Source organism: Pseudomonas sp. H1_G08, assembly GCF_054681355.1.
Window position 1 is genome coordinate 2,203,895 of record NZ_CP162822.1, and the last position, 16,597, is coordinate 2,220,491.

A 16,597-nucleotide genomic window follows, 5' to 3' on the forward strand; every position below is an offset into this window, starting at 1 on the left:
GCCCGTTTTCCCAACGCCCCCAAGATCTCAGCCACCAAACCAAATCTCGCGACCAACACACAATCTTGTGGGAGCGAGCCTGCTCGCGAAAGCGCCAGCCTTAATAACAAACCACCTTTCTGGCGCCCAAGTACATTTACCTCACCCCGCCACCTCCAAATTATCCATCAACCGATTCACCGCCAGCTCCCCCAACATGATCAGTTGAGCAACCCCCAACAACGCCCGCCGCTGCGGCGCCGGCAACAGACTGGAAATGTCCTGGGCAATCGTCTTCGCCGAAGCAAGCGTTTCACTCGCATCAGCCAGCAGTTCTTCATTCTTGGTATCCGCCGTCACCGCATACATCCCACGCGCCTTGCGCGGCGGAGGCAGGAGATTGTTTGGCGACAGGTAATGATCGAGCGCGCGGTCGGCGGCTTCGTGGAGTTTGTTGGAATCGAGGGATTCGTAGGGAGAGGTGGGATCGGTTTCGGGCGGGTTGGGTGTTGGTTTGATCATGAGTGAATCTCCAAATCATAGAAAAGGAGCCATCATCTTTTCGCTACCAAACGAAGGGGTGGTGGCCATACGAAGGTTGGTAGACCGGTGACTTGGAAAACCGGCGCGCCCGAAGACGCCCTGCGCATGACCACCATAAAGACACAGCCCCAAAAAAGACTGAATCGGGTGACGCTATGCGCCAAGTCTAAGCCGGGCTACCAAACCCGATCGCTGATTCGTCAGCGACCCGACCACAATAGAACCCGGCCCCAAAGCGCACAAGCCGGCGGATTCTGGCGTAGCTGTAGGCAAAGGCGCAAGGATATGTAGCCCAAGAGCGTGACTGTAGATGTCTTTTTAAACATTTGTGTTTATCAGACGCAATTGCGCCACGTTGGGCGGGACAGATGCGTTCCGTTTCGGCCTTTTGAGCTGACTTTTACTCGTGCAAAAGGCTGCTTTCGGCCAATAGCGGCCATTCATGACTTTTACTTTTTGACGGCCGCAGGCCCTTCTCGGCTAACGGCAACAGGTTGTGAAGTGCCATCCATCGCCACCAACCGTCAGTCCTGGAAGCCTATTGTTTGAGCAACAACATTTATCGCCTGCTCCTAGCCGGATTAAACCGATAGCCACATGCGGGGTCTCGCCATTGATGTTTACTCAGGACTGAGCGCTAACAGAAGCAGACCGCAATTAAGGCCTGCTTCTGTTGATCGCTGATGAATCTCAAGGCACTAGCCAATCTCTATCAGGTCGCGCTACCTGCCTCGCATTGTTGTATGCCATGTCAAGTGTCAAACATGTAGCTGCTCTATAAAACCCAGAAAATCTTTATGCAACTAAAGCTAAATCTGCTTTTGCTGGATCTGTCAACGTAAGCGGAGGCAAAAGCTGTATCGTACCTTGATAATACTGAGGTATCGCGGTTTTGTAGTTTCTTCGAACGCGCTCTACTGCTGAATCGATTGCTCCTTTCACGAGATTTTGCAGTCCATAAGGATTCATCGACTGCAACTCTGTAGGAAAGCGCTCAAGGTTATCAGCAATAATGTGTTCTACTTTTACTCTGAGTTCTTTTCTGGAATCGTATACCAAGCTAGAGGGATCGTCATAATAATGAGCCATGTCCGGTAGTGCTGGAAACCTATTAAGATCCCACTCTCCCTTTCTACAAAACTTCCAAAAATGCCAATATGAGTCTCGGGTCGGCAACTTATTTTTTTGAAAAAGGAAAACACAGGCTCCTGCCTTTCGGTAATAAGCCCCAAATTGAAACACGCATACTCCTCATCCGGAGTGATTGCCACCTTTTTTCCTCAGCAACTCTGCGATATGTATAAGTTAAGTAGTTTCGCAAAACTGGATGATACGCAGATGAGGCAGTTGATCGATGCTCCCAATCTTCTTTTTCAACGACACTAGCCAGCTCTTCAATATTCTCATCGAATTTTGGCATAAATACAAAATCGCGAAAATGCTCGGGGAAATCATATGGTGCATTCTTTGGCATTTTTTCTCTCCTTGATTCTAAACAACCAAAAACCTTGATATGGTTGCATTAAGCTATCGAAAGTTACACTGACCCCAGTTGAGTCTTCATGAATTTAATTTTCAACAAGATTAATTTACTCGAAGACAGTGTAAATAAGGGGGCGTACAAAAATCACAATCTCCTCAAAGCCATAAAAAAAATCATTTCGAAAGATGCAGAAGTGGAGCGCTGTGGCAACAATTGCAGGAAACCATGAGAGTATTCTCAATACCATTAAAGAGCCCTTGAGCTTTCTCTCGTTAGCAGTTAGCGCCTCTACAGAATCTTTTATATAGCTTCGTAAATCCTCTGGATATTGATGTGCTTTCTGCTGGTGAGTTGCAAACATTATAATACGAGAATGTTTGATCCGCTCATATTGCAATTTTTGTGCTGCTAAGGTTTCGGCTAACAAAGCAGAGGTTATTAAAATACTCAAAACCAAAAGTGAGCTTTCTAAAACGTTTTCGGCTTTTGATATTGCAATAACGACAGCTAACGAGATCGGTATGCCCAGAATTTTTCCACTGATATCGCTTACAACCTTTGACATTTGATCAGCTATTGTTAACTGCGCATTTGCCACTTCTTGCTTTGCTTTATGAAAAGAAAAGCCACTAAGATAAGTTGATAGATTATTTCCATACAAAATCAAAAACTGCGACCAGGTAGAAATTAGGAACTTGAAGCGCTCTTTTCCTCCAAGCTGGGCAGCCAAATACTCAATCAAGGTTGCGCGAAAAATAGATCGCTCTTTGAAGAGCTGTGGACTTTCATTCAAGTTACTCATCTGAAGGCTGTCGATTAGCTCGGTGCTTATCTCAAAATCTAGCAATTCGCGATCCAGATATGGATAAAGCGTTATGGCGCGCTCGCCTTTAGCTAGATCTTCTGCAACGAATACAAGTTTATACTCATCACTTGATTCCTTTTCATCGTGAAAATGTGCCAAATCAGCTAAATAAACGATAAGGTGACATAATGCATGAAGCGTTTTTATCCGATGATCGATAGGTTCCTCAGAAGACAGGATATTTTCTTCGATTATGTAAAACCTAGTCGGAACTTGCGTGCGAACTAAGCTCTTAGATCGAGCCATAAGCTGATCAAAACTTTTGAAAACGGGCACCGCGCCCGAAGTATCAAGTATGAATGCAACTTCGATCGTTGACCATGATGAAGAAGAATTGAAGGCAGATGGATCTATATCCACACCATCAACCAGTAACTCGTCAAACCGGCCAGCTTTCGAAATTATGAGTGCTTCAATTGCATTGTTGATTTCTGGGTTAAAAGCAGAAGCTCTGAAATCAAATGCGTTAGCCGTCGCAAGAGCAGGACGACCAAGCAACCGATATGCCTCGGCAAACTTACTTACATCTACCATAGCAATTACTCTGGCTCGGCAGCATCTCGTTTATCCGCAATGGCTTGACGAATGACTTCAATAGCGCCTTCAGAAAGATTATTGATGATTAATTTTCGTTCTTGTTCAAAAAAACGAATTTCAGCATCCACCCCCTCACCTAAGGAATTGCGATCAAACTTCAGCTGCCAGTTGTCAGCCTTGTATATCACATGAGTATACTTATCAAGTGTTACTTTGCTGATTGGAAACTCAACGGGAACTCCGACGGCTTCGCTATTTAGGTGCCCTGTAAACTCATTCGCTAAATCATCAGCTTGGCCTTCCATCTCTGCCGGAAAAAATTGACGAGCAATTGCCTCAACTTCCGAGAGCTTGACAGATTGTCCAGAATCTCGCTGACGCTCTAGATATCTCAAAACCTCATCTTTAAACTGAATTCTCTTGTCACGGAGATTTGGACGATCCCTGAAAAACTTAACGCTCTCAATGATAAGATTTTTCGTAGCCGCCGCTGAAGCGGTTCCTACTGCGCATCCAAGTGCTGTTACAAAATACCCCGCAGCAGATCGCCCTGCGCTTTGGCTCAAAAAGCTAAGATAATTTAGCTCTTGCTTCGCTTCATCATCCGCTGTGGCATGCTCTTGATATTTATTGAAATTAATACGAGCTGCGTGATACAGGCTACTAAGATCCAGCTCAATCAACTCTTCAGGCTCGAGATTTTCGTTAAGCCTCAGACCATCACGCTTTTTAAGCATTGCAATCAGCAAGAATCGCCCCTGACTGCTCTCATAGTCTACGAATAAGATATACCCCCCCGAAGAAGCAGTGGTTTTTTTCGCTGCGATATAGAGCTCCGCCATAGCTGACTCAGTAACTTCGAGAAAGGATTTTTCCGAAATAGCAATTTTTGAGTAGGCATCAAAGTCTTTCGGAAATTCACTCGCAGTTTTTTTTGCGAAAATCCCATAGTGAGTAGCGTTGTTTTTTTTGCCGTAAATTGATGTTGCGCCGATTATCAATTTGCTAACGGCTGGTTTGTCTTTATTAAGCACAACCTTGCGAATGTCGGAAGCTTGAATATCCTTAAATTGCTCTTTTACAAGCTCATGAACAACCGCGAAATTCACTTTTACGTCCATGATACTTCCTTGTCTGCAAATATAGTTTGAGGCCCTGAATCTACATCATGATATCAATGTGCCTCAAGGGATTTTTTTGACCTCACTGCTTCCACCCATAAACTGTATGCATATACAGCCAAAAAACAATACTTCACGCTCCGATTCGATAGGTGGTGCTCGACTGCATTGCGGCTGCACACGTTCAGGCATGCGATCTGCGTCGATGTGGCTATTGTGGTTGGTGGGGTGCGTCCACTATCTGAATTCACAGCCGAACACGCCCATTTTCCAGTGGTTGTTCTGGCCGTAAGCGACCTCTCAGCAACGACCGCTCTCGGCCCAGGCTGTGTAAAAACATTTTCGAGCGCGACAGGCTCTCAAAACTAGACTGGAAATCGCGCATCTGCGCGAAATCCACATCTGCTGACGTGCCGATAAATTTCAGATTTAACGTAGACGCGCGCACTTCAATTTTGACAAAGCGTTTTTACATACTCTGGGCCACAAGCAGACGTTCAAATAGTGTACGACTCACTCCAAGAGTGTATTGATGTCGGAAGAAAACACAAAAAATAGGGGGAGACTCATGGACAAGAACGATTCACCACGTGGTGCAGAACTCGCGAAAGTAATACGTTCCGGCTCTATAGGAGACGCAGCCAAGGAATATGTCGAGCTCGGGATAGATGCCTTGCTCGCCTCTGATGCTGCCAAATCAATCCCGGTCGTCAGCAGCATAGCGGGTATCTTCAGCGCGACATTGTCTATCAGGGATCACGTTTTTGGTGGCAAGCTTCTTCGTTTTCTTAGCCAGCTTTCCGAGATTTCAGAAATCAAGCGAAACGAGATGCTGAGCAAACTTGGAGAAAACGACAAATTCGCTGGGAGAGTAGGTGAGACGATAATCGAAATCCTAGAAAGGATGGAGAGCGCGAAAAAGCCGGAGCTGGCAGCAAAATGTTTTGCGGCTTATGCCAGTGAAGACATTTCGTTTGAAGAGCTTAGCCGCATCTTATTTGCTCTTGAGCGCATTCCGTCCTTTGACATCGACAAAATAGGAAAATTTTCCAGGGCGAAAATCGAAGATGCTGTCGAAATGGATGAATCTGTTCTGCTTGCATTTGTGAACGCCGGTCTAGGAATGAACAATGGCGGCTTTGATGGTGGTGCCATTCTCCCGACCAAACTCTGCCAGCTTTTTCTGAAGGCCGGCTTGGTGGCATAGTCACGTAGCCGAAAGCAGTCGCTTATGAGTTACCGCTTTCGGCCAGAAGCGGTCAGTCACGGTCGCCCACTTTTGTCGAGCCGAGGCTATCTTGCCAGCGCCAGCGCTCGGCCTGAACCACAATCGCCGAGAAAATAATAAAATTTAGAAGAGGTTTGAGAGTACAGCCAGAGTTAATACAATATGATATTGGCTATGCGTGAAGCGATACGGCGAGCCCAACACTCGCGAACATGTCTGCTAGTTATAGCTAATCGCGAATTCAGATCAGAAAATAATTCCACTTAGAAATAAAAAATAAATTTATTGTGGATGTCTCTATAACCTTTGATAACTCACCTTTACACATTGCCCGAGAAATTGAAAAGCCTAGCTTTTAATTTCACTGCGCCTTGCCCTATTTAATTCCATCGTCTAGGCTACCCGGTGGTGTTCTTTTTAAGAGCCCGAAGATAATAAAAAGCATCACAAACGTAGTTAACATGAATAGCACTCACAGGAGACGTAATCTCATGAAGCTACTCACGCATGCCTTATTCCACTTCCAAGCAAATAAAATCATAGAAGTAAAGACGCCAGAAGAGCTTGCTCGCTGGGAGCAGTATATGCTTGAAGAGGTTGGAGTAAGACCGGAGCCAGAAGTATTATCAGGTGCAAAAATCTTAAGCTGTTGCGGAAAATACGGCGAAGATGATTGCGGTTACTCACCGATTTAATATTCAATCACTGCCCCTCCTGGGGCAGTTCTCATCGAGAAAAAAATGAAGCCAATCGTAATTTTAACAACGAAAGACGATCTTCATGCACTCGTTGTACAAAAAAGACTTCTTGATAAATATAGCTCTCCTTGCTCGGTAATAGATACTGATGATCTTTGTGGAGTAATCAAAGTTTCAATCGATGTAAATAAATCGAAATTCTCACATGCGCCAGATTCAACTTTAGATATCTCGAAAGTAGGAGCGGTTTGGTTTCGAAGAATCGCCCATAAACAAAGAGCATCTTTTGAAAATCCTGCACAATCCGATACCGCTTCTAACGATTGGAGATTAACAATACTAGGGGCGTTTCTCAGAGATTTTGAAGGGGCATGGGTCAGCCATCCGATTAGCACTTTCCTTGCGGAGAATAAAATAACTCAACTTTGCAAAGCTAAAGAAGCTGGCTTAACCATCCCAGACACACTAATCTCAAACTCCCCAGAAGAAATACGACGTTTTTTTAATATTAACCACGGAGGTGTGATTGCAAAACCTCTAGGCGGAACAAAGCTTGAGCAAATAGAAACGATAAAAATTTCAGACGCCAATCTACTTAATGAGAAATCGATTCTGGCGGCCCCGATAATTTACCAGCAGTTAATTGAAGGAACAAAACATCTACGCATCAACATTTTTGGTAGTAGATTTTTCACGTTCATACTTGAATCGCAAGATCTCGACTGGCGCTCTAACTATGACCTAAAATACAAACTCTACGACCTGCCAGACAGTATCGCTCAAAAATTAACAGGCCTTCTTCATAGCTTAAACTTAAAAATGGGTATCGTTGACTGCAAAGTCGACAAGGATGGAAATATTTATTTCCTAGAAGTAAACCCTCAAGGCCAATTTCTTTTTTTGGAACCTCTCGCTGGTATCCCCTTGTCCGAACACTTTGCAGATTTTTTGTTTCATCAAGCAAACATATAACAACTTACACCACTCAAATTGCACTGGGCGGCATAATGGCATACAGCATCATGGATGCAACTTGCCGAAATTAATAATCTGGTGGGGTGAGATGCTCCCTCAATACCAGATGATTAGCGCTGGTTAGCATATGTTAGATACTTTGCATTCTGCTGCCGGATTTTCTCCAGCCCGTCCTGCAAACTGCCAGAATCTCTTGTTGCGAACGACGGCTTTGGGTTGATAACTGCCTATCGTGAAGGGCTGCAATAGACCCAAAGCGGCAGTTCGTAATGCCTAGGATAGCGGATGTTACTCAATCAATCCGGTATTTCCATGGCGACCGGCTCGTCATCAGATGCCCTAGACTGATCTCTCATGTTCGCTTTTTCGATTTGGGCTGAGGCACCGGCCGTGTTACCACTGCACCAAGTCGAGTTAAGAGTGTCCGGATCAACTACAGAGTTGATTGTGGCGCGCTCGTACTCCAGAAGTGGACGGCCAGAAATAAACAGCCGGCCACTAGCTGCGGTTGGCCAGAAAACACCCACATCGGTCGAGTTTACGTACTGATACACCTTCACAGCTTGCGGAGCCCCGCCGATGCTATCGCCGACGTTGGATTCTCGGAGCAGATCCCGAATAATACCAAATGGCTCCATGTTAAATCGTGCACTTTCCGGCTGTCGCATGTCTCGACCATATCGCTCCTGCGCCAACGCCTTCAGACGCACTCTTACTTCGGATATCCACTCAGGGTCGCCAGCAATTTCTATCTTTCCTAATCCACCAAATCGGTTACTATCCTTACGCTCGTGAGCGATGAATTCGCTCGTAGAAGACTCGAACTGTATGCGCCAAATCCGAAAAGTTTTATCAAACCAATCATAGCCGCCAATAATGAAGGTTACTTCTGGGATGTTCTCACCTTTCACATAACTGTGAACCTCTCGTTGCATCTGATTAAGGATGTCAACTAAATGGCTTTTAAACTTGGTGAGGCCTAGCGCTCTTGTTTGAGACGGTATGTGGAGGTTCGCGGCCTTGATAGCTGCGATAATCATCGGGTATGCCCAATCGGTTCTTCCTGCAAAGCATATAGCCGCATCAGTTCGTGAGAAACAAAAAGTTTTCTGGCAATGATCAAATCGTTTACCATTACTTAGCCTGCTGTCCGAGCAGAAGATTAGCTCCTCCGCTCCATTATCAAGTGTACGGACCCATACGGCAGCAATCGTCATGATGTCTCCATGGCAGTGAGGTTAAGTCTGTTAAACGTCCGAGGTTTTGATGTGAATGTTCACAGCAACGGTAAATCTGCATGACCCCACTCGACGCAGTAGATAAGCAACCTGGTTGAATGTGGGCTAGCAGGGAGCTACGCGGCATGTGTCAGGTTCAATTGGGGCATGGTTTTTATAAGAGTCCCGAGAGTAACGCCAGTGAAAATTGGCATCAATTTACCACTACGGCACGGGCGGGGTTACCGCTTCCTGCTCATGGTGTCCCTCAATAACAACAGTCGGTGACTTTTGCTGGTTCTATCAGGCCGCAGTCGGGCTTACCTAGATAGCCCATTAGAGCATTCCTGCGCTCACGCAAAGGACATTACAATCACTGAATCGCCCATAGTGTCTGTAGACACAGCTGATCGTCCGGTTTTGGCCGGTAGCGGACAAACACAGCTGTTGGTTTTTGTGTAAAAGCAAACCCCAAGACCTCGGGGTTGCCCCTATTTCCCACTCTACAATTCCGGCCGGATCAGCCTCGGCATCTCCACCCCCTCCCCCAACCTCTCAACCCCCAACCTCACCCTCTCCCCACCCCGCTCAATCACCACCCCATCCCCCTCAACCCCCACCAACCGCACCCCAACCCCAACCTTCTCCCCCACCAAAAAACTCCTCGGCGCGCCATCATTCAAACTCAATATCGCCACCGTTCCACTCCCGCCCGCGATCACCCCACTCACCTTGATATCCACCGGTGCGGTCTCATTGGAGAACCACTGCAACGCCGGGCTATCGCTCCTCGCCGCGAGCACTTGCGGGGCGGCTGCGGGTGTGTGCGATTCCGCCGTGGTCAGCAGCAGCGACGACCACGTCGCGACGCCCACCAGGGCGGTAAGTAGGGCCAGGGCCTGGACGGTTTTTGCCGGGGTAATCCGTGCGGTGAATTTCATGGGTTGTCGCTCCTTGTTGTCCCTGTTGCCAGCCTACGCGGCAATTCTCTCCGTTTTATTTCACATGCCTTACATGTTCGCCGGGCACGATGGGGTGGGACGCCAAGGAGCGCGTGGGTGATGAGCAGGCAGCAAGGTTTTACGTTGATCGAGTTGATGGTGGTGCTGGTGATCATCGGGATTGCCAGTGCGGCGATCAGTTTGAGTATCAGGCCCGATCCGTTGCAGTTGTTGCGCAAGGATGCCGAGCGGGTTGCGCAGTTGTTGCAGGTGGCGCAGGCCGAGGCTCGCGCCGATGGGCGGCCGATTGTGTGGATGGCGGATGCCAAGGGGTTTCGGTTTGGGCGGCGTGGGGATGATGGCGTGGGGTTTGAGTCGTTCATGGAGGATGCGCAGTTGCGCCCGCGTGCGTGGCAGAGCCCGAAGATCGAGGTGCGTGTGGAGCCTCGGCAGACGGTGGTGCTGAATGCCGAGTGGATCAATCCGCCGTTGCGGCTGATTTTGTCGGATGGGGCCAATCGGCTGAGTGTGCTGCGCGATGGCAGTGGGCGGATCAGTATTCAATGAAGACTCAGCAAGGGTTCACTCTGATTGAGGTGATGGTCGCGATTCTGCTGATGGCGGTGGTGAGTCTGATTGCCTGGCGCGGGCTGGACAGTGTGACGCGGGCGGACAGTCATTTGCAGGCCAGCAGTGAGCAGAGCGATGGGTTGATGCGGGTGTTGAATCAGTTGCAGCGCGATGTCGACATGCGCGCGGGGGTGGAGTTGAGCGAGCCGCGCAAGGTCGGGGCTGAGGATGAGGCGCCGACCGCGCCGCCGGCGGTGACGGTGCGCAGCAGTGACAGCAAGGGGTTTCGGCTGGACATTATTCGTAGCGCGGCGGATCAGCCGGGAGCGTTGCAGCAGGTTCGGTGGTGGGTCAAGGGGGATACGTTGTATCGGGCGGTGGCTGAGGCGCGCAGTCGCTATCCGTTGCCGGCGCCTGGGAATGGGGTTGCGGTGTTGAGTGAGGTGAGTGATGTGCAGGTGCGGGTTTGGGAGATCGATAAAGGCTGGCGGCAGTTGAGTGGGAATCGTCAGGAAGATCCGGCCGGACTGGAAATCAGCCTGACTCGTCAGACGCCACAAGGCCTGGAAAAATACCGACAGGTGATCGGCCCACTCAACTGAGCAGCCCCCTTCCTCAGCACGTTTGGCGCTTATGGCAGGTTAACTCTCCCGTGCTGCCTCTCTGAGTTTTTGCACATCGAGAAGGGTGACGGCGCCGTATCGAACAGCCAACAGGCATTCGGCTTCCCAGATTTTCAGCTGACGGTTGACGCTCTGGCGAGACACGCCCAGTTGTTGGGCGATATGTTCCTGGTTGACCTTCAGGCATGGCGCTTCTTCGATACCTGGGCCTTTGATCAAGGAAACGAGTCGGCGGGCCAACCTGACAGGCAGAGGATTGCGGATCGTATTCCCGGCCCAATCGAGCGCCATTCGATATCGGCCACAGACCAGCCGGGTAATGGCTAGCAGAACGTCGGGTCGGCGCTCGATGATTTGCCAGAATGCGCTGGCAGGCAGCACTGCAATACGCGCAGGCGAGACGGCTGTAACGTCATACTTTCTTGGTAAGCCATCGAGAAGTGGTACTTCGCCGAACCAGTCCCCAGCGACCAATTGAGTAAGCAGCAGTTGGTGTCCACGGGCGCCCAGGCTATCGACGCGCAAGGTGCCTTGAATCACACGAAACATGCCCAGGGGTTTAGAGCCTTGAGGGAACAGCGCCTCTGACTTTACCAATGTCCTGATCCGCGAGGCCTCGAGCAAAATCGCGTCCACTTCTGGTGGCAGGGAAAATGATGGAGGTATCGCTTCAGCCGACAATTCGGACATTGCCAAAACCCGACAATCTTGGTGTGAGGGCTCGGATAGTATCAGACGCCTCTGGCCTGTAGACGACAGGCCTGTCTGAAGCAGGAACGCAGAATGTACGTCGGTCACTTCGCCATCGGCCTGGCAATCAAGGCCCGCTATCCCACGATTCCCGCGCTACCCATCATGATGGGCGTCGGTTTTCTGGATCTGCTCGATGGGATTTTCATCATTCTTGGCTTCAACACCGTCACCGCAAATTTGAACAGCGGGCCGTACCTGTTTTTTGATCTGACCTTTATCGACTGGGATCACTCATTGCTGGCTGCGGTGTTCTGGTCTGCGATTTGGGGACTGCTGTTCATCAAGCATCGACCGGTAGCCATCGTGGCAGCGTTGGCCGCCTTCTCTCACTTCATCGCCGACTGGCCGATGCACAACAGCGATTTGGCACAGTATCCGCACTCGGTCGAGCATTACGGTTATGGGCTTTGGGGCAAGCTGGGGACTGTCTCCTGGGTGCTCGAAGGTGTTTTCTCAGCAGTGTTGGCGGTTTATGCATGGCGGCTCAGCGTCCGACGCGGCGTGAACTTGATCTGGCCTTGTGTGGTGCTGGTGGTTTTGTTCTTGCAGCTATCGCCAGTGGCTTCACCCATGAAGTTGGTTGCCACACTCGATGAACCTCTGGCGCACGTGCTCCATGGGGTTTTGGTTTCGTTGGGCTTTTTGGTTCCAGGGCTGCTGTTGTCGTGGCTTTTGGATAGAAGTGAGGGAGTGAGTATCAAGCGAGGGTGAGGTCAGTTGGGGATTGGTGGGCTGTGAGGCCGTCATCGCGAGCAGGCTCACTCCTACAATGGGATTGGGTGTAGGCAGTTGGGGAATTGGTGACTGAAGAACCGCTTTCGCGAGCGGGCTCGCTCCCACAGAAAGCAAAAGCAAGATCAAAAGATCGCGGCCTTCGGCGGCTCCTACATTTGGATTGGGTGTAGGCAGTTGGGGATTGGGTGGCTGTGAGGCCGTCATCGCTGGCAAGCCAGCTCCCACAGGGATTGAGTGCGATCGTTGGATATTGGTCTGCCGGGAAACTGCTTTCGCGAGCGGGCTCGCTCCCACAGAAGGCACCGGGGGGAAGGGGCAATAGATCAAAAGCCACATCAAGACCCCCTCACCCTAGCCCTCTCCCGGAGGGAGAGGGGACTGACCGAGTTGTACAGGCGAAGTACGCCGACTTGAGATACCGAGCCGAATGCAGATTCTGAAAAGCTCCCAATCGACCCCCTCTCCCTCGGGAGAGGGCTGGGGTGAGGGGTAGCGACAACGCAAATCAAAAGCCGAACACCCCACGCTTTCACCATCCGATAGGCCGAGTGTCAGCTCGCCTGCTTTTGATCTTGATCCACGGGCGACATCGGAACGAAGGAACCCCGAGCTTTAGCGAGTGGGCCGGACGTTGGAGCAAGCCTTTTTGGCGCTAGCTGAGGACGACCACGCCGCCCGGCAGTTCGGTGCATTTGACGCCGTAGGCGTCGCGGATCAGCAAGGCGACGCCGGCGAGTTGGTCGAGGTTGAAGCGGGCCTGGACGCGGCGTTGGCCGAGTTCGCGGTTGAGCAGCAGGAGCATGCCGGGGCGGTAGCGGTTGATTTCGTCGATCATCTGGCTGAGGGTCGCGCCGTTGAACACCAGCACTTGTTGGCGCCAGTTCATCACGGCGGCGGTGTCGACGGTTTGCACGTTGCCGATTTGCCGTGCGTCGTAGGTAACTTGCTGGCCCGCTTCGAGGCGCAGGTTGCGGCCTTCGAGGGCGACGTCGACCGCGCCGTCGAGGCAGGTCACGCAGACTTGATGGTCGGTGTTGCGCAGGTTGAAGCGGGCCTGACTGGCGCGTAACCACCCTGCTCCGGCCTGCATTGCCAGTGGCAGGCGTGCGGTTTGCACTTCGACTTCGCCGCTGAGCAGTTCAAAGCCCTGCACGCCGTTTTCGACGCTGCGCTGGTTGATGCGGGTCTGGGTGTTGAGTTCGAGGCTGACGCCTTGTGCCGGTTCGACCCGGCGTTGCTGGCCGACTTCAGTGATGTAGTCAGCGCCCAGCCCTTCGAAGCCACCGGGAATGGTGCCGCGCACCAGCAGGAATGCGGTGGATGCGGCAATCGCGCCGCCGAGAAATGCCCGTCGGCCGAAGCTGCTGCGGCCCTGCACGGCTTCGGCGGCCGGTTGCAGGTGATGCCACAACCGCTTGGCTTCTTCGAAGGCCCGGGCATGTTCGCCGCTCTGCGCGCACCATTCGCGCAGGGCGCGGGCGTCGGCGACGGTGGCGCGGCCCGAGGTCAGCAGGATCAGCCAGTCGCGGGCTTCGCTGTGCAGCAACTCGGTGGCCGAAGGCTCGGCGGGTTTCAGTCGAAAGATGTTCAAACGCGCAAATTCTCAACGGATTAATCGGGTCACTATTCGCTAGACGGTTTTCCGGCCCCGCGACCGAACCGCTGAAACACTTTTCTTTCCAGTTTCGCTGCGCAGAAGCCCAACGCGGCTTTGATTTCCTTCTCGACCATGCGCGTGGAAATGCCGAAACGCTGGGAGATTTCCAGGTGTGGCGCCTCTTCCAGCCGCGCGGCGATGAAGATCCGTCGACGCCGTGCGGGCAGTTCGTACAAGGCGCTGAGCAGGGCCTGCATCTCCTTTTGCCCGCCGACCACCCGCGCCGGGTCGAGGGCTTCGTCGCCCAGTTGCAGCAGCTCTTCGACCTCAGTACCGGTGAGCAGCCGCGCATCGGCCTGACGGCGGTCGGCGGCGATGTTGAGGGCCATGCGATACAGGTAGGCGTTGGGCTTGAGCAGGTTCGGCGGGGTTTCCATGCGATCGACCCGCAGCCAGGTCTCGTGCAGCACGTCATTGGCCAGATCCTCGGAGCCTAGGCGGCGGCGCAGGCGCACGCGAAAGTCCTCGTAGGAGCTGAGGAACAGCTGGCCCATCGCGCTTTGTCCGGCGTCTTTCATCCCCCGGAAACTCCTTCCCATCTCGTGCATTCCATGCGCTTCCCTGACGACTCCGGTAACAACAGCAACGTGACCGGCTGGCGCAAGGCGCTGGGCGTCGGCCGATCGATTGTGAGGTTGCGAAAACTTTCCACCAGCGCGTTATCGCGCCGTACATCGCCGGTCGAAGTGACCAACCGGTTGTGCTGCACCACGCTGTCGCGCCCGACCCACACCTGCAACACCGCGCGATAACTGCCCGGCCGTGTCAGCGGCGAGCGGCACAGCTTGCGCTCGATCGCCGCTTGCACCGCCGTCGCATAACTGCGGTTGACCGCGACAGCGGCCGGCGTGGGTTTGTCCGTCGGCACCGGCAGATCTTCCACCTGCGCCGCTTGTAGAGTGAACGCGTCGGCGCGGGCATAGCGCGCCATCAACCCGGTGCCGCCGAGCAAATGACGCAAGGCGTCGGCGGCGGTGAATTCGCCATCCACGGCGAGGGAGCGACGGCCCCGGCTCAACTGGCTGTCGACCAGCACCGCAACGCCCGTGGCGCGGCTGTATTGATCCAACGCCCGGGCCAGCTCCTGAGCCGGGATGTGCAAGGTCAGGCGCATATCCGCCGCTGCTGGATCTGCATTGGCCGCGTTGGCCAGCAGACCGAGCAGCCACCCCAGACCCGCGCGGCGCACAAGCGTCGCCGAGCGCTGAAGACTGATCCGCGAACTGCCTCGCTGCACGACTGGCGCACCCCTGAAAATCGCTATCCTGCGGGGCATTTATGACTCTGGTATGACGGGCGGTGCAAAAAAACCATCACGGGTTTTGCGCCGCGCTTGCACTAGACTCAAACCCCAGAGCGGCCCATTCGGGCGGGCCAGGAGGCGGACATGAAAACGCGGTGGATGTGGGTCTTGCTGATGACGGTGGGCGCAGCGCAGGCGGAGGAGCCGCTGGGTTGTGTCGAGGTCACGGTCGGCGGTTACAAGGCGCCGAATTACGATTGCCTGAGCCAACAGATGGGCAACAATCCCGACGGCGCGGCGGCGGCGCAGAAGAACATGGAAGCGTTGAATGTGCCGGTGCACAAGCGCGCGCCGAATCAGGTCGGACTGGCGACCCCGGCGGCGACGAGTACGCGGATGGGCAACACCTTTGGCACATCGGTGAAACCGCAGCGGCCGGCGAATTGAATCGCACTGTGGGTGCTGAGGGATTTAGCACCTGTGGTGAGGGGATTCATCCCCGTTGGGTTGCGCAGCAGCCCCGAAGTCGCCTGACTCTGATCTGTCAGATAAACCGATTTCACCGTTTTGGCGTCTGCTGCGCAGCCGAACGGGGATAAATCCCCTCGCCACAGGGAGGGGGGCTTTTCAGTCACTCGGGGTCTGACGGAAGCTGACAGCCAAACGATTCCAGCTGTTGATGGTGCTGACTGCAACCGTCAGGTCCACCAGTTCGCCTTCATCGAACTGCTCGCGCGCCTGCTGGTAGACGTCATCCGGCACGTGGCTTTCGGCCAACAGCGTCACCGCCTCGGCCCAGGCCAGCGCCGCCCGTTCGCGGGGATTGAAGAAGTTGCTGTCGCGCCACACCGCGATCGCGTAAAGGCGCCGATCGCTCTCCCCGGCCCGCCGCGCGTCCACCGAATGCATGTCAGTGCAGAAGGCGCAGCCGTTGAGTTGCGAAGCGCGGATCCGGATCAATTGCAGAAGCGGCGCTTCGATGCTCAGGTTGCTGGTCAGCGCCTCCGTGGCAAGCATCGCTTTCATCGCCTTGGGCGAAGCGTTGTAGTAATCCAGACGCAGGGACATGGCGCGGCTCTCGGCAGGCGGAATGATGAGTTTCACGGTAAGGGCTGTGAGGGCTGTGTTACAGCCCCAATTCCATGAATTCCGGCTACACCAATGAACCTCGGCCAAACGCAATACCTGTGGGAGCGAGCCTGCTCGCGAAAGCGGTTTCCCAGACAAATATTCATCCACTGCACCACCGCCATCGCTGGCAAGCCAGCTCCCACAAGGTTTAACGTCGTTCACAAGATTTGTGCACGCCGCAAAAACTGTGGGAGCTGGCTTGCCAGCGATAGCGGAGTGTCAGACAACGAATCTGTTCAATGACACACCGCCTTCGCGAGCAGGCTCGCTCCCACAGGGACTTGCGCCAATTTGCGGT

The 16,597-nt window shown here is 52.7% G+C and carries 18 protein-coding genes and 1 pseudogene; 7 read left to right on the plus strand and 12 right to left on the minus strand.

The window, feature by feature from the left end; all coding sequences use genetic code 11:
- Nucleotides 1-141: 141 nt before the first annotated feature.
- The 5 genes and pseudogenes from AB4N85_RS09985 to AB4N85_RS10005 form a co-directional block, all read right to left on the minus strand.
- Nucleotides 142-501 (minus strand): DUF6124 family protein, encoded by a 360-nt coding sequence (locus AB4N85_RS09985; RefSeq protein WP_252867711.1) that lies wholly within the window; start codon nucleotides 499-501, stop codon nucleotides 142-144.
- 711 nt (nucleotides 502-1,212) lie between these two features.
- Nucleotides 1,213-1,764 (minus strand): annotated as a pseudogene (locus AB4N85_RS09990) (DUF3825 domain-containing protein).
- Nucleotides 1,700-1,996 (minus strand): DUF3825 domain-containing protein, encoded by a 297-nt coding sequence (locus AB4N85_RS09995; RefSeq protein ID WP_252867712.1) that lies wholly within the window; start codon nucleotides 1,994-1,996, stop codon nucleotides 1,700-1,702. The pseudogene AB4N85_RS09990 and the gene AB4N85_RS09995 overlap by 65 nt, the downstream one beginning before the upstream one ends.
- 115 nt (nucleotides 1,997-2,111) lie before the next feature.
- Nucleotides 2,112-3,404, minus strand: coding sequence for a hypothetical protein (locus tag AB4N85_RS10000; protein WP_252867713.1), 1,293 nt, complete (start codon nucleotides 3,402-3,404; stop codon nucleotides 2,112-2,114).
- A 5-nt stretch (nucleotides 3,405-3,409) separates the two neighbouring features.
- Nucleotides 3,410-4,528 carry a nucleoid-associated protein gene (locus AB4N85_RS10005; RefSeq protein ID WP_252867714.1) on the minus strand — a complete coding sequence of 373 codons (1,119 nt, stop codon included), beginning with the start codon at nucleotides 4,526-4,528 and terminating at the stop codon, nucleotides 3,410-3,412.
- Between the two features lie 568 nt (nucleotides 4,529-5,096).
- On the opposite strand from AB4N85_RS10005, the gene AB4N85_RS10010 reads away from it, so the two are divergent.
- From AB4N85_RS10010 to AB4N85_RS10020, 3 genes are all read left to right on the plus strand, one after another.
- Entirely contained in the window at nucleotides 5,097-5,735 is a 639-nt protein-coding gene (locus tag AB4N85_RS10010) for a hypothetical protein (RefSeq protein ID WP_252867715.1), read from the plus strand.
- Nucleotides 5,736-6,247: 512 nt separating this feature from the next.
- Nucleotides 6,248-6,451: a hypothetical protein gene (locus AB4N85_RS10015; RefSeq protein WP_252867716.1), complete on the plus strand. Its 204-nt coding sequence runs from the start codon at nucleotides 6,248-6,250 to the stop codon at nucleotides 6,449-6,451.
- Nucleotides 6,452-6,496: 45 nt separating this feature from the next.
- A complete protein-coding gene (locus AB4N85_RS10020; protein ID WP_460067897.1) occupies nucleotides 6,497-7,426 on the plus strand; it encodes an ATP-grasp domain-containing protein in 930 nt (309 codons plus the stop codon).
- Nucleotides 7,427-7,725: 299 nt separating this feature from the next.
- Here AB4N85_RS10020 and AB4N85_RS10025 read toward each other — a convergent pair whose 3' ends face one another.
- Together AB4N85_RS10025 and AB4N85_RS10030 are read right to left on the minus strand one after the other, a co-directional pair.
- On the minus strand, nucleotides 7,726-8,646 hold the full coding sequence (locus tag AB4N85_RS10025; protein ID WP_252867718.1) for a hypothetical protein: 921 nt from the start codon (nucleotides 8,644-8,646) through the stop codon (nucleotides 7,726-7,728).
- Between the two features lie 503 nt (nucleotides 8,647-9,149).
- Nucleotides 9,150-9,587: a type II secretion system protein N gene (locus AB4N85_RS10030; RefSeq protein WP_252867719.1), complete on the minus strand. Its 438-nt coding sequence runs from the start codon at nucleotides 9,585-9,587 to the stop codon at nucleotides 9,150-9,152.
- 120 nt (nucleotides 9,588-9,707) lie between these two features.
- On the opposite strand from AB4N85_RS10030, the gene AB4N85_RS10035 reads away from it, so the two are divergent.
- On the plus strand, nucleotides 9,708-10,154 hold the full coding sequence (locus AB4N85_RS10035) for a GspH/FimT family pseudopilin (RefSeq protein ID WP_252867720.1): 447 nt from the start codon (nucleotides 9,708-9,710) through the stop codon (nucleotides 10,152-10,154).
- Nucleotides 10,151-10,759 (plus strand): prepilin-type N-terminal cleavage/methylation domain-containing protein, encoded by a 609-nt coding sequence (locus AB4N85_RS10040; protein ID WP_252867721.1) that lies wholly within the window; start codon nucleotides 10,151-10,153, stop codon nucleotides 10,757-10,759. The genes AB4N85_RS10035 and AB4N85_RS10040 overlap by 4 nt, the downstream gene beginning before the upstream one ends.
- A gap of 39 nt (nucleotides 10,760-10,798) precedes the next feature.
- Here the strand turns inward: AB4N85_RS10040 and AB4N85_RS10045 are convergent, their stop codons facing one another.
- The gene (locus AB4N85_RS10045) at nucleotides 10,799-11,470 is read right to left on the minus strand and encodes a Crp/Fnr family transcriptional regulator (RefSeq protein ID WP_252867722.1); all 672 of its coding nucleotides are present in this window, start codon (nucleotides 11,468-11,470) and stop codon (nucleotides 10,799-10,801) included.
- Between the two features lie 93 nt (nucleotides 11,471-11,563).
- On the opposite strand from AB4N85_RS10045, the gene AB4N85_RS10050 reads away from it, so the two are divergent.
- On the plus strand, nucleotides 11,564-12,244 hold the full coding sequence (locus AB4N85_RS10050; protein ID WP_460067901.1) for a hypothetical protein: 681 nt from the start codon (nucleotides 11,564-11,566) through the stop codon (nucleotides 12,242-12,244).
- Between the two features lie 676 nt (nucleotides 12,245-12,920).
- Here AB4N85_RS10050 and AB4N85_RS10055 read toward each other — a convergent pair.
- From AB4N85_RS10055 to AB4N85_RS10065, 3 genes are read right to left on the minus strand one after another with little or no spacing between them, the layout of a single operon-like run.
- Complete coding sequence (locus AB4N85_RS10055) at nucleotides 12,921-13,859, minus strand: FecR family protein (RefSeq protein WP_252867724.1); 939 nt, start codon at nucleotides 13,857-13,859, stop codon at nucleotides 12,921-12,923.
- Between the two features lie 32 nt (nucleotides 13,860-13,891).
- Nucleotides 13,892-14,443, minus strand: coding sequence for an RNA polymerase sigma factor (locus AB4N85_RS10060; protein WP_252867725.1), 552 nt, complete (start codon nucleotides 14,441-14,443; stop codon nucleotides 13,892-13,894).
- Entirely contained in the window at nucleotides 14,440-15,162 is a 723-nt protein-coding gene (locus AB4N85_RS10065; RefSeq protein ID WP_252869556.1) for an STN domain-containing protein, read from the minus strand. The genes AB4N85_RS10060 and AB4N85_RS10065 overlap by 4 nt, the downstream gene beginning before the upstream one ends.
- Nucleotides 15,163-15,312: 150 nt before the next feature.
- Between AB4N85_RS10065 and AB4N85_RS10070 the strand changes: the two genes are divergently transcribed.
- Nucleotides 15,313-15,615 carry a hypothetical protein gene (locus tag AB4N85_RS10070; RefSeq protein ID WP_041480100.1) on the plus strand — a complete coding sequence of 101 codons (303 nt, stop codon included), beginning with the start codon at nucleotides 15,313-15,315 and terminating at the stop codon, nucleotides 15,613-15,615.
- 180 nt (nucleotides 15,616-15,795) lie between these two features.
- Here the strand turns inward: AB4N85_RS10070 and AB4N85_RS10075 are convergent, their stop codons facing one another.
- Nucleotides 15,796-16,236, minus strand: a complete 441-nt coding sequence (locus tag AB4N85_RS10075) for a carboxymuconolactone decarboxylase family protein (RefSeq protein WP_252867726.1) — start codon at nucleotides 16,234-16,236, stop codon at nucleotides 15,796-15,798.
- Nucleotides 16,237-16,597: the final 361 nt, after the last annotated feature.

What these genes read in the sequence shown, in the direction of transcription:
- AB4N85_RS09985 (WP_252867711.1), bottom strand. Translation starts at nt 501, where the DNA reads ATGATCAAACCAACACCCAACCCGCCCGAAACCGATCCCACCTCTCCC.
- AB4N85_RS09995 (WP_252867712.1), bottom strand. Translation starts at nt 1,996, where the DNA reads ATGCCAAAGAATGCACCATATGATTTCCCCGAGCATTTTCGCGATTTT.
- AB4N85_RS10000 (WP_252867713.1), bottom strand. Translation starts at nt 3,404, where the DNA reads ATGGTAGATGTAAGTAAGTTTGCCGAGGCATATCGGTTGCTTGGTCGT.
- AB4N85_RS10005 (WP_252867714.1), bottom strand. Translation starts at nt 4,528, where the DNA reads ATGGACGTAAAAGTGAATTTCGCGGTTGTTCATGAGCTTGTAAAAGAG.
- AB4N85_RS10010 (WP_252867715.1), top strand. Translation starts at nt 5,097, where the DNA reads ATGGACAAGAACGATTCACCACGTGGTGCAGAACTCGCGAAAGTAATA.
- AB4N85_RS10015 (WP_252867716.1), top strand. Translation starts at nt 6,248, where the DNA reads ATGAAGCTACTCACGCATGCCTTATTCCACTTCCAAGCAAATAAAATC.
- AB4N85_RS10020 (WP_460067897.1), top strand. Translation starts at nt 6,497, where the DNA reads ATGAAGCCAATCGTAATTTTAACAACGAAAGACGATCTTCATGCACTC.
- AB4N85_RS10025 (WP_252867718.1), bottom strand. Translation starts at nt 8,646, where the DNA reads ATGACGATTGCTGCCGTATGGGTCCGTACACTTGATAATGGAGCGGAG.
- AB4N85_RS10030 (WP_252867719.1), bottom strand. Translation starts at nt 9,587, where the DNA reads ATGAAATTCACCGCACGGATTACCCCGGCAAAAACCGTCCAGGCCCTG.
- AB4N85_RS10035 (WP_252867720.1), top strand. Translation starts at nt 9,708, where the DNA reads ATGAGCAGGCAGCAAGGTTTTACGTTGATCGAGTTGATGGTGGTGCTG.
- AB4N85_RS10040 (WP_252867721.1), top strand. Translation starts at nt 10,151, where the DNA reads ATGAAGACTCAGCAAGGGTTCACTCTGATTGAGGTGATGGTCGCGATT.
- AB4N85_RS10045 (WP_252867722.1), bottom strand. Translation starts at nt 11,470, where the DNA reads ATGTCCGAATTGTCGGCTGAAGCGATACCTCCATCATTTTCCCTGCCA.
- AB4N85_RS10050 (WP_460067901.1), top strand. Translation starts at nt 11,564, where the DNA reads ATGTACGTCGGTCACTTCGCCATCGGCCTGGCAATCAAGGCCCGCTAT.
- AB4N85_RS10060 (WP_252867725.1), bottom strand. Translation starts at nt 14,443, where the DNA reads ATGAAAGACGCCGGACAAAGCGCGATGGGCCAGCTGTTCCTCAGCTCC.
- AB4N85_RS10070 (WP_041480100.1), top strand. Translation starts at nt 15,313, where the DNA reads ATGAAAACGCGGTGGATGTGGGTCTTGCTGATGACGGTGGGCGCAGCG.
- AB4N85_RS10075 (WP_252867726.1), bottom strand. Translation starts at nt 16,236, where the DNA reads ATGTCCCTGCGTCTGGATTACTACAACGCTTCGCCCAAGGCGATGAAA.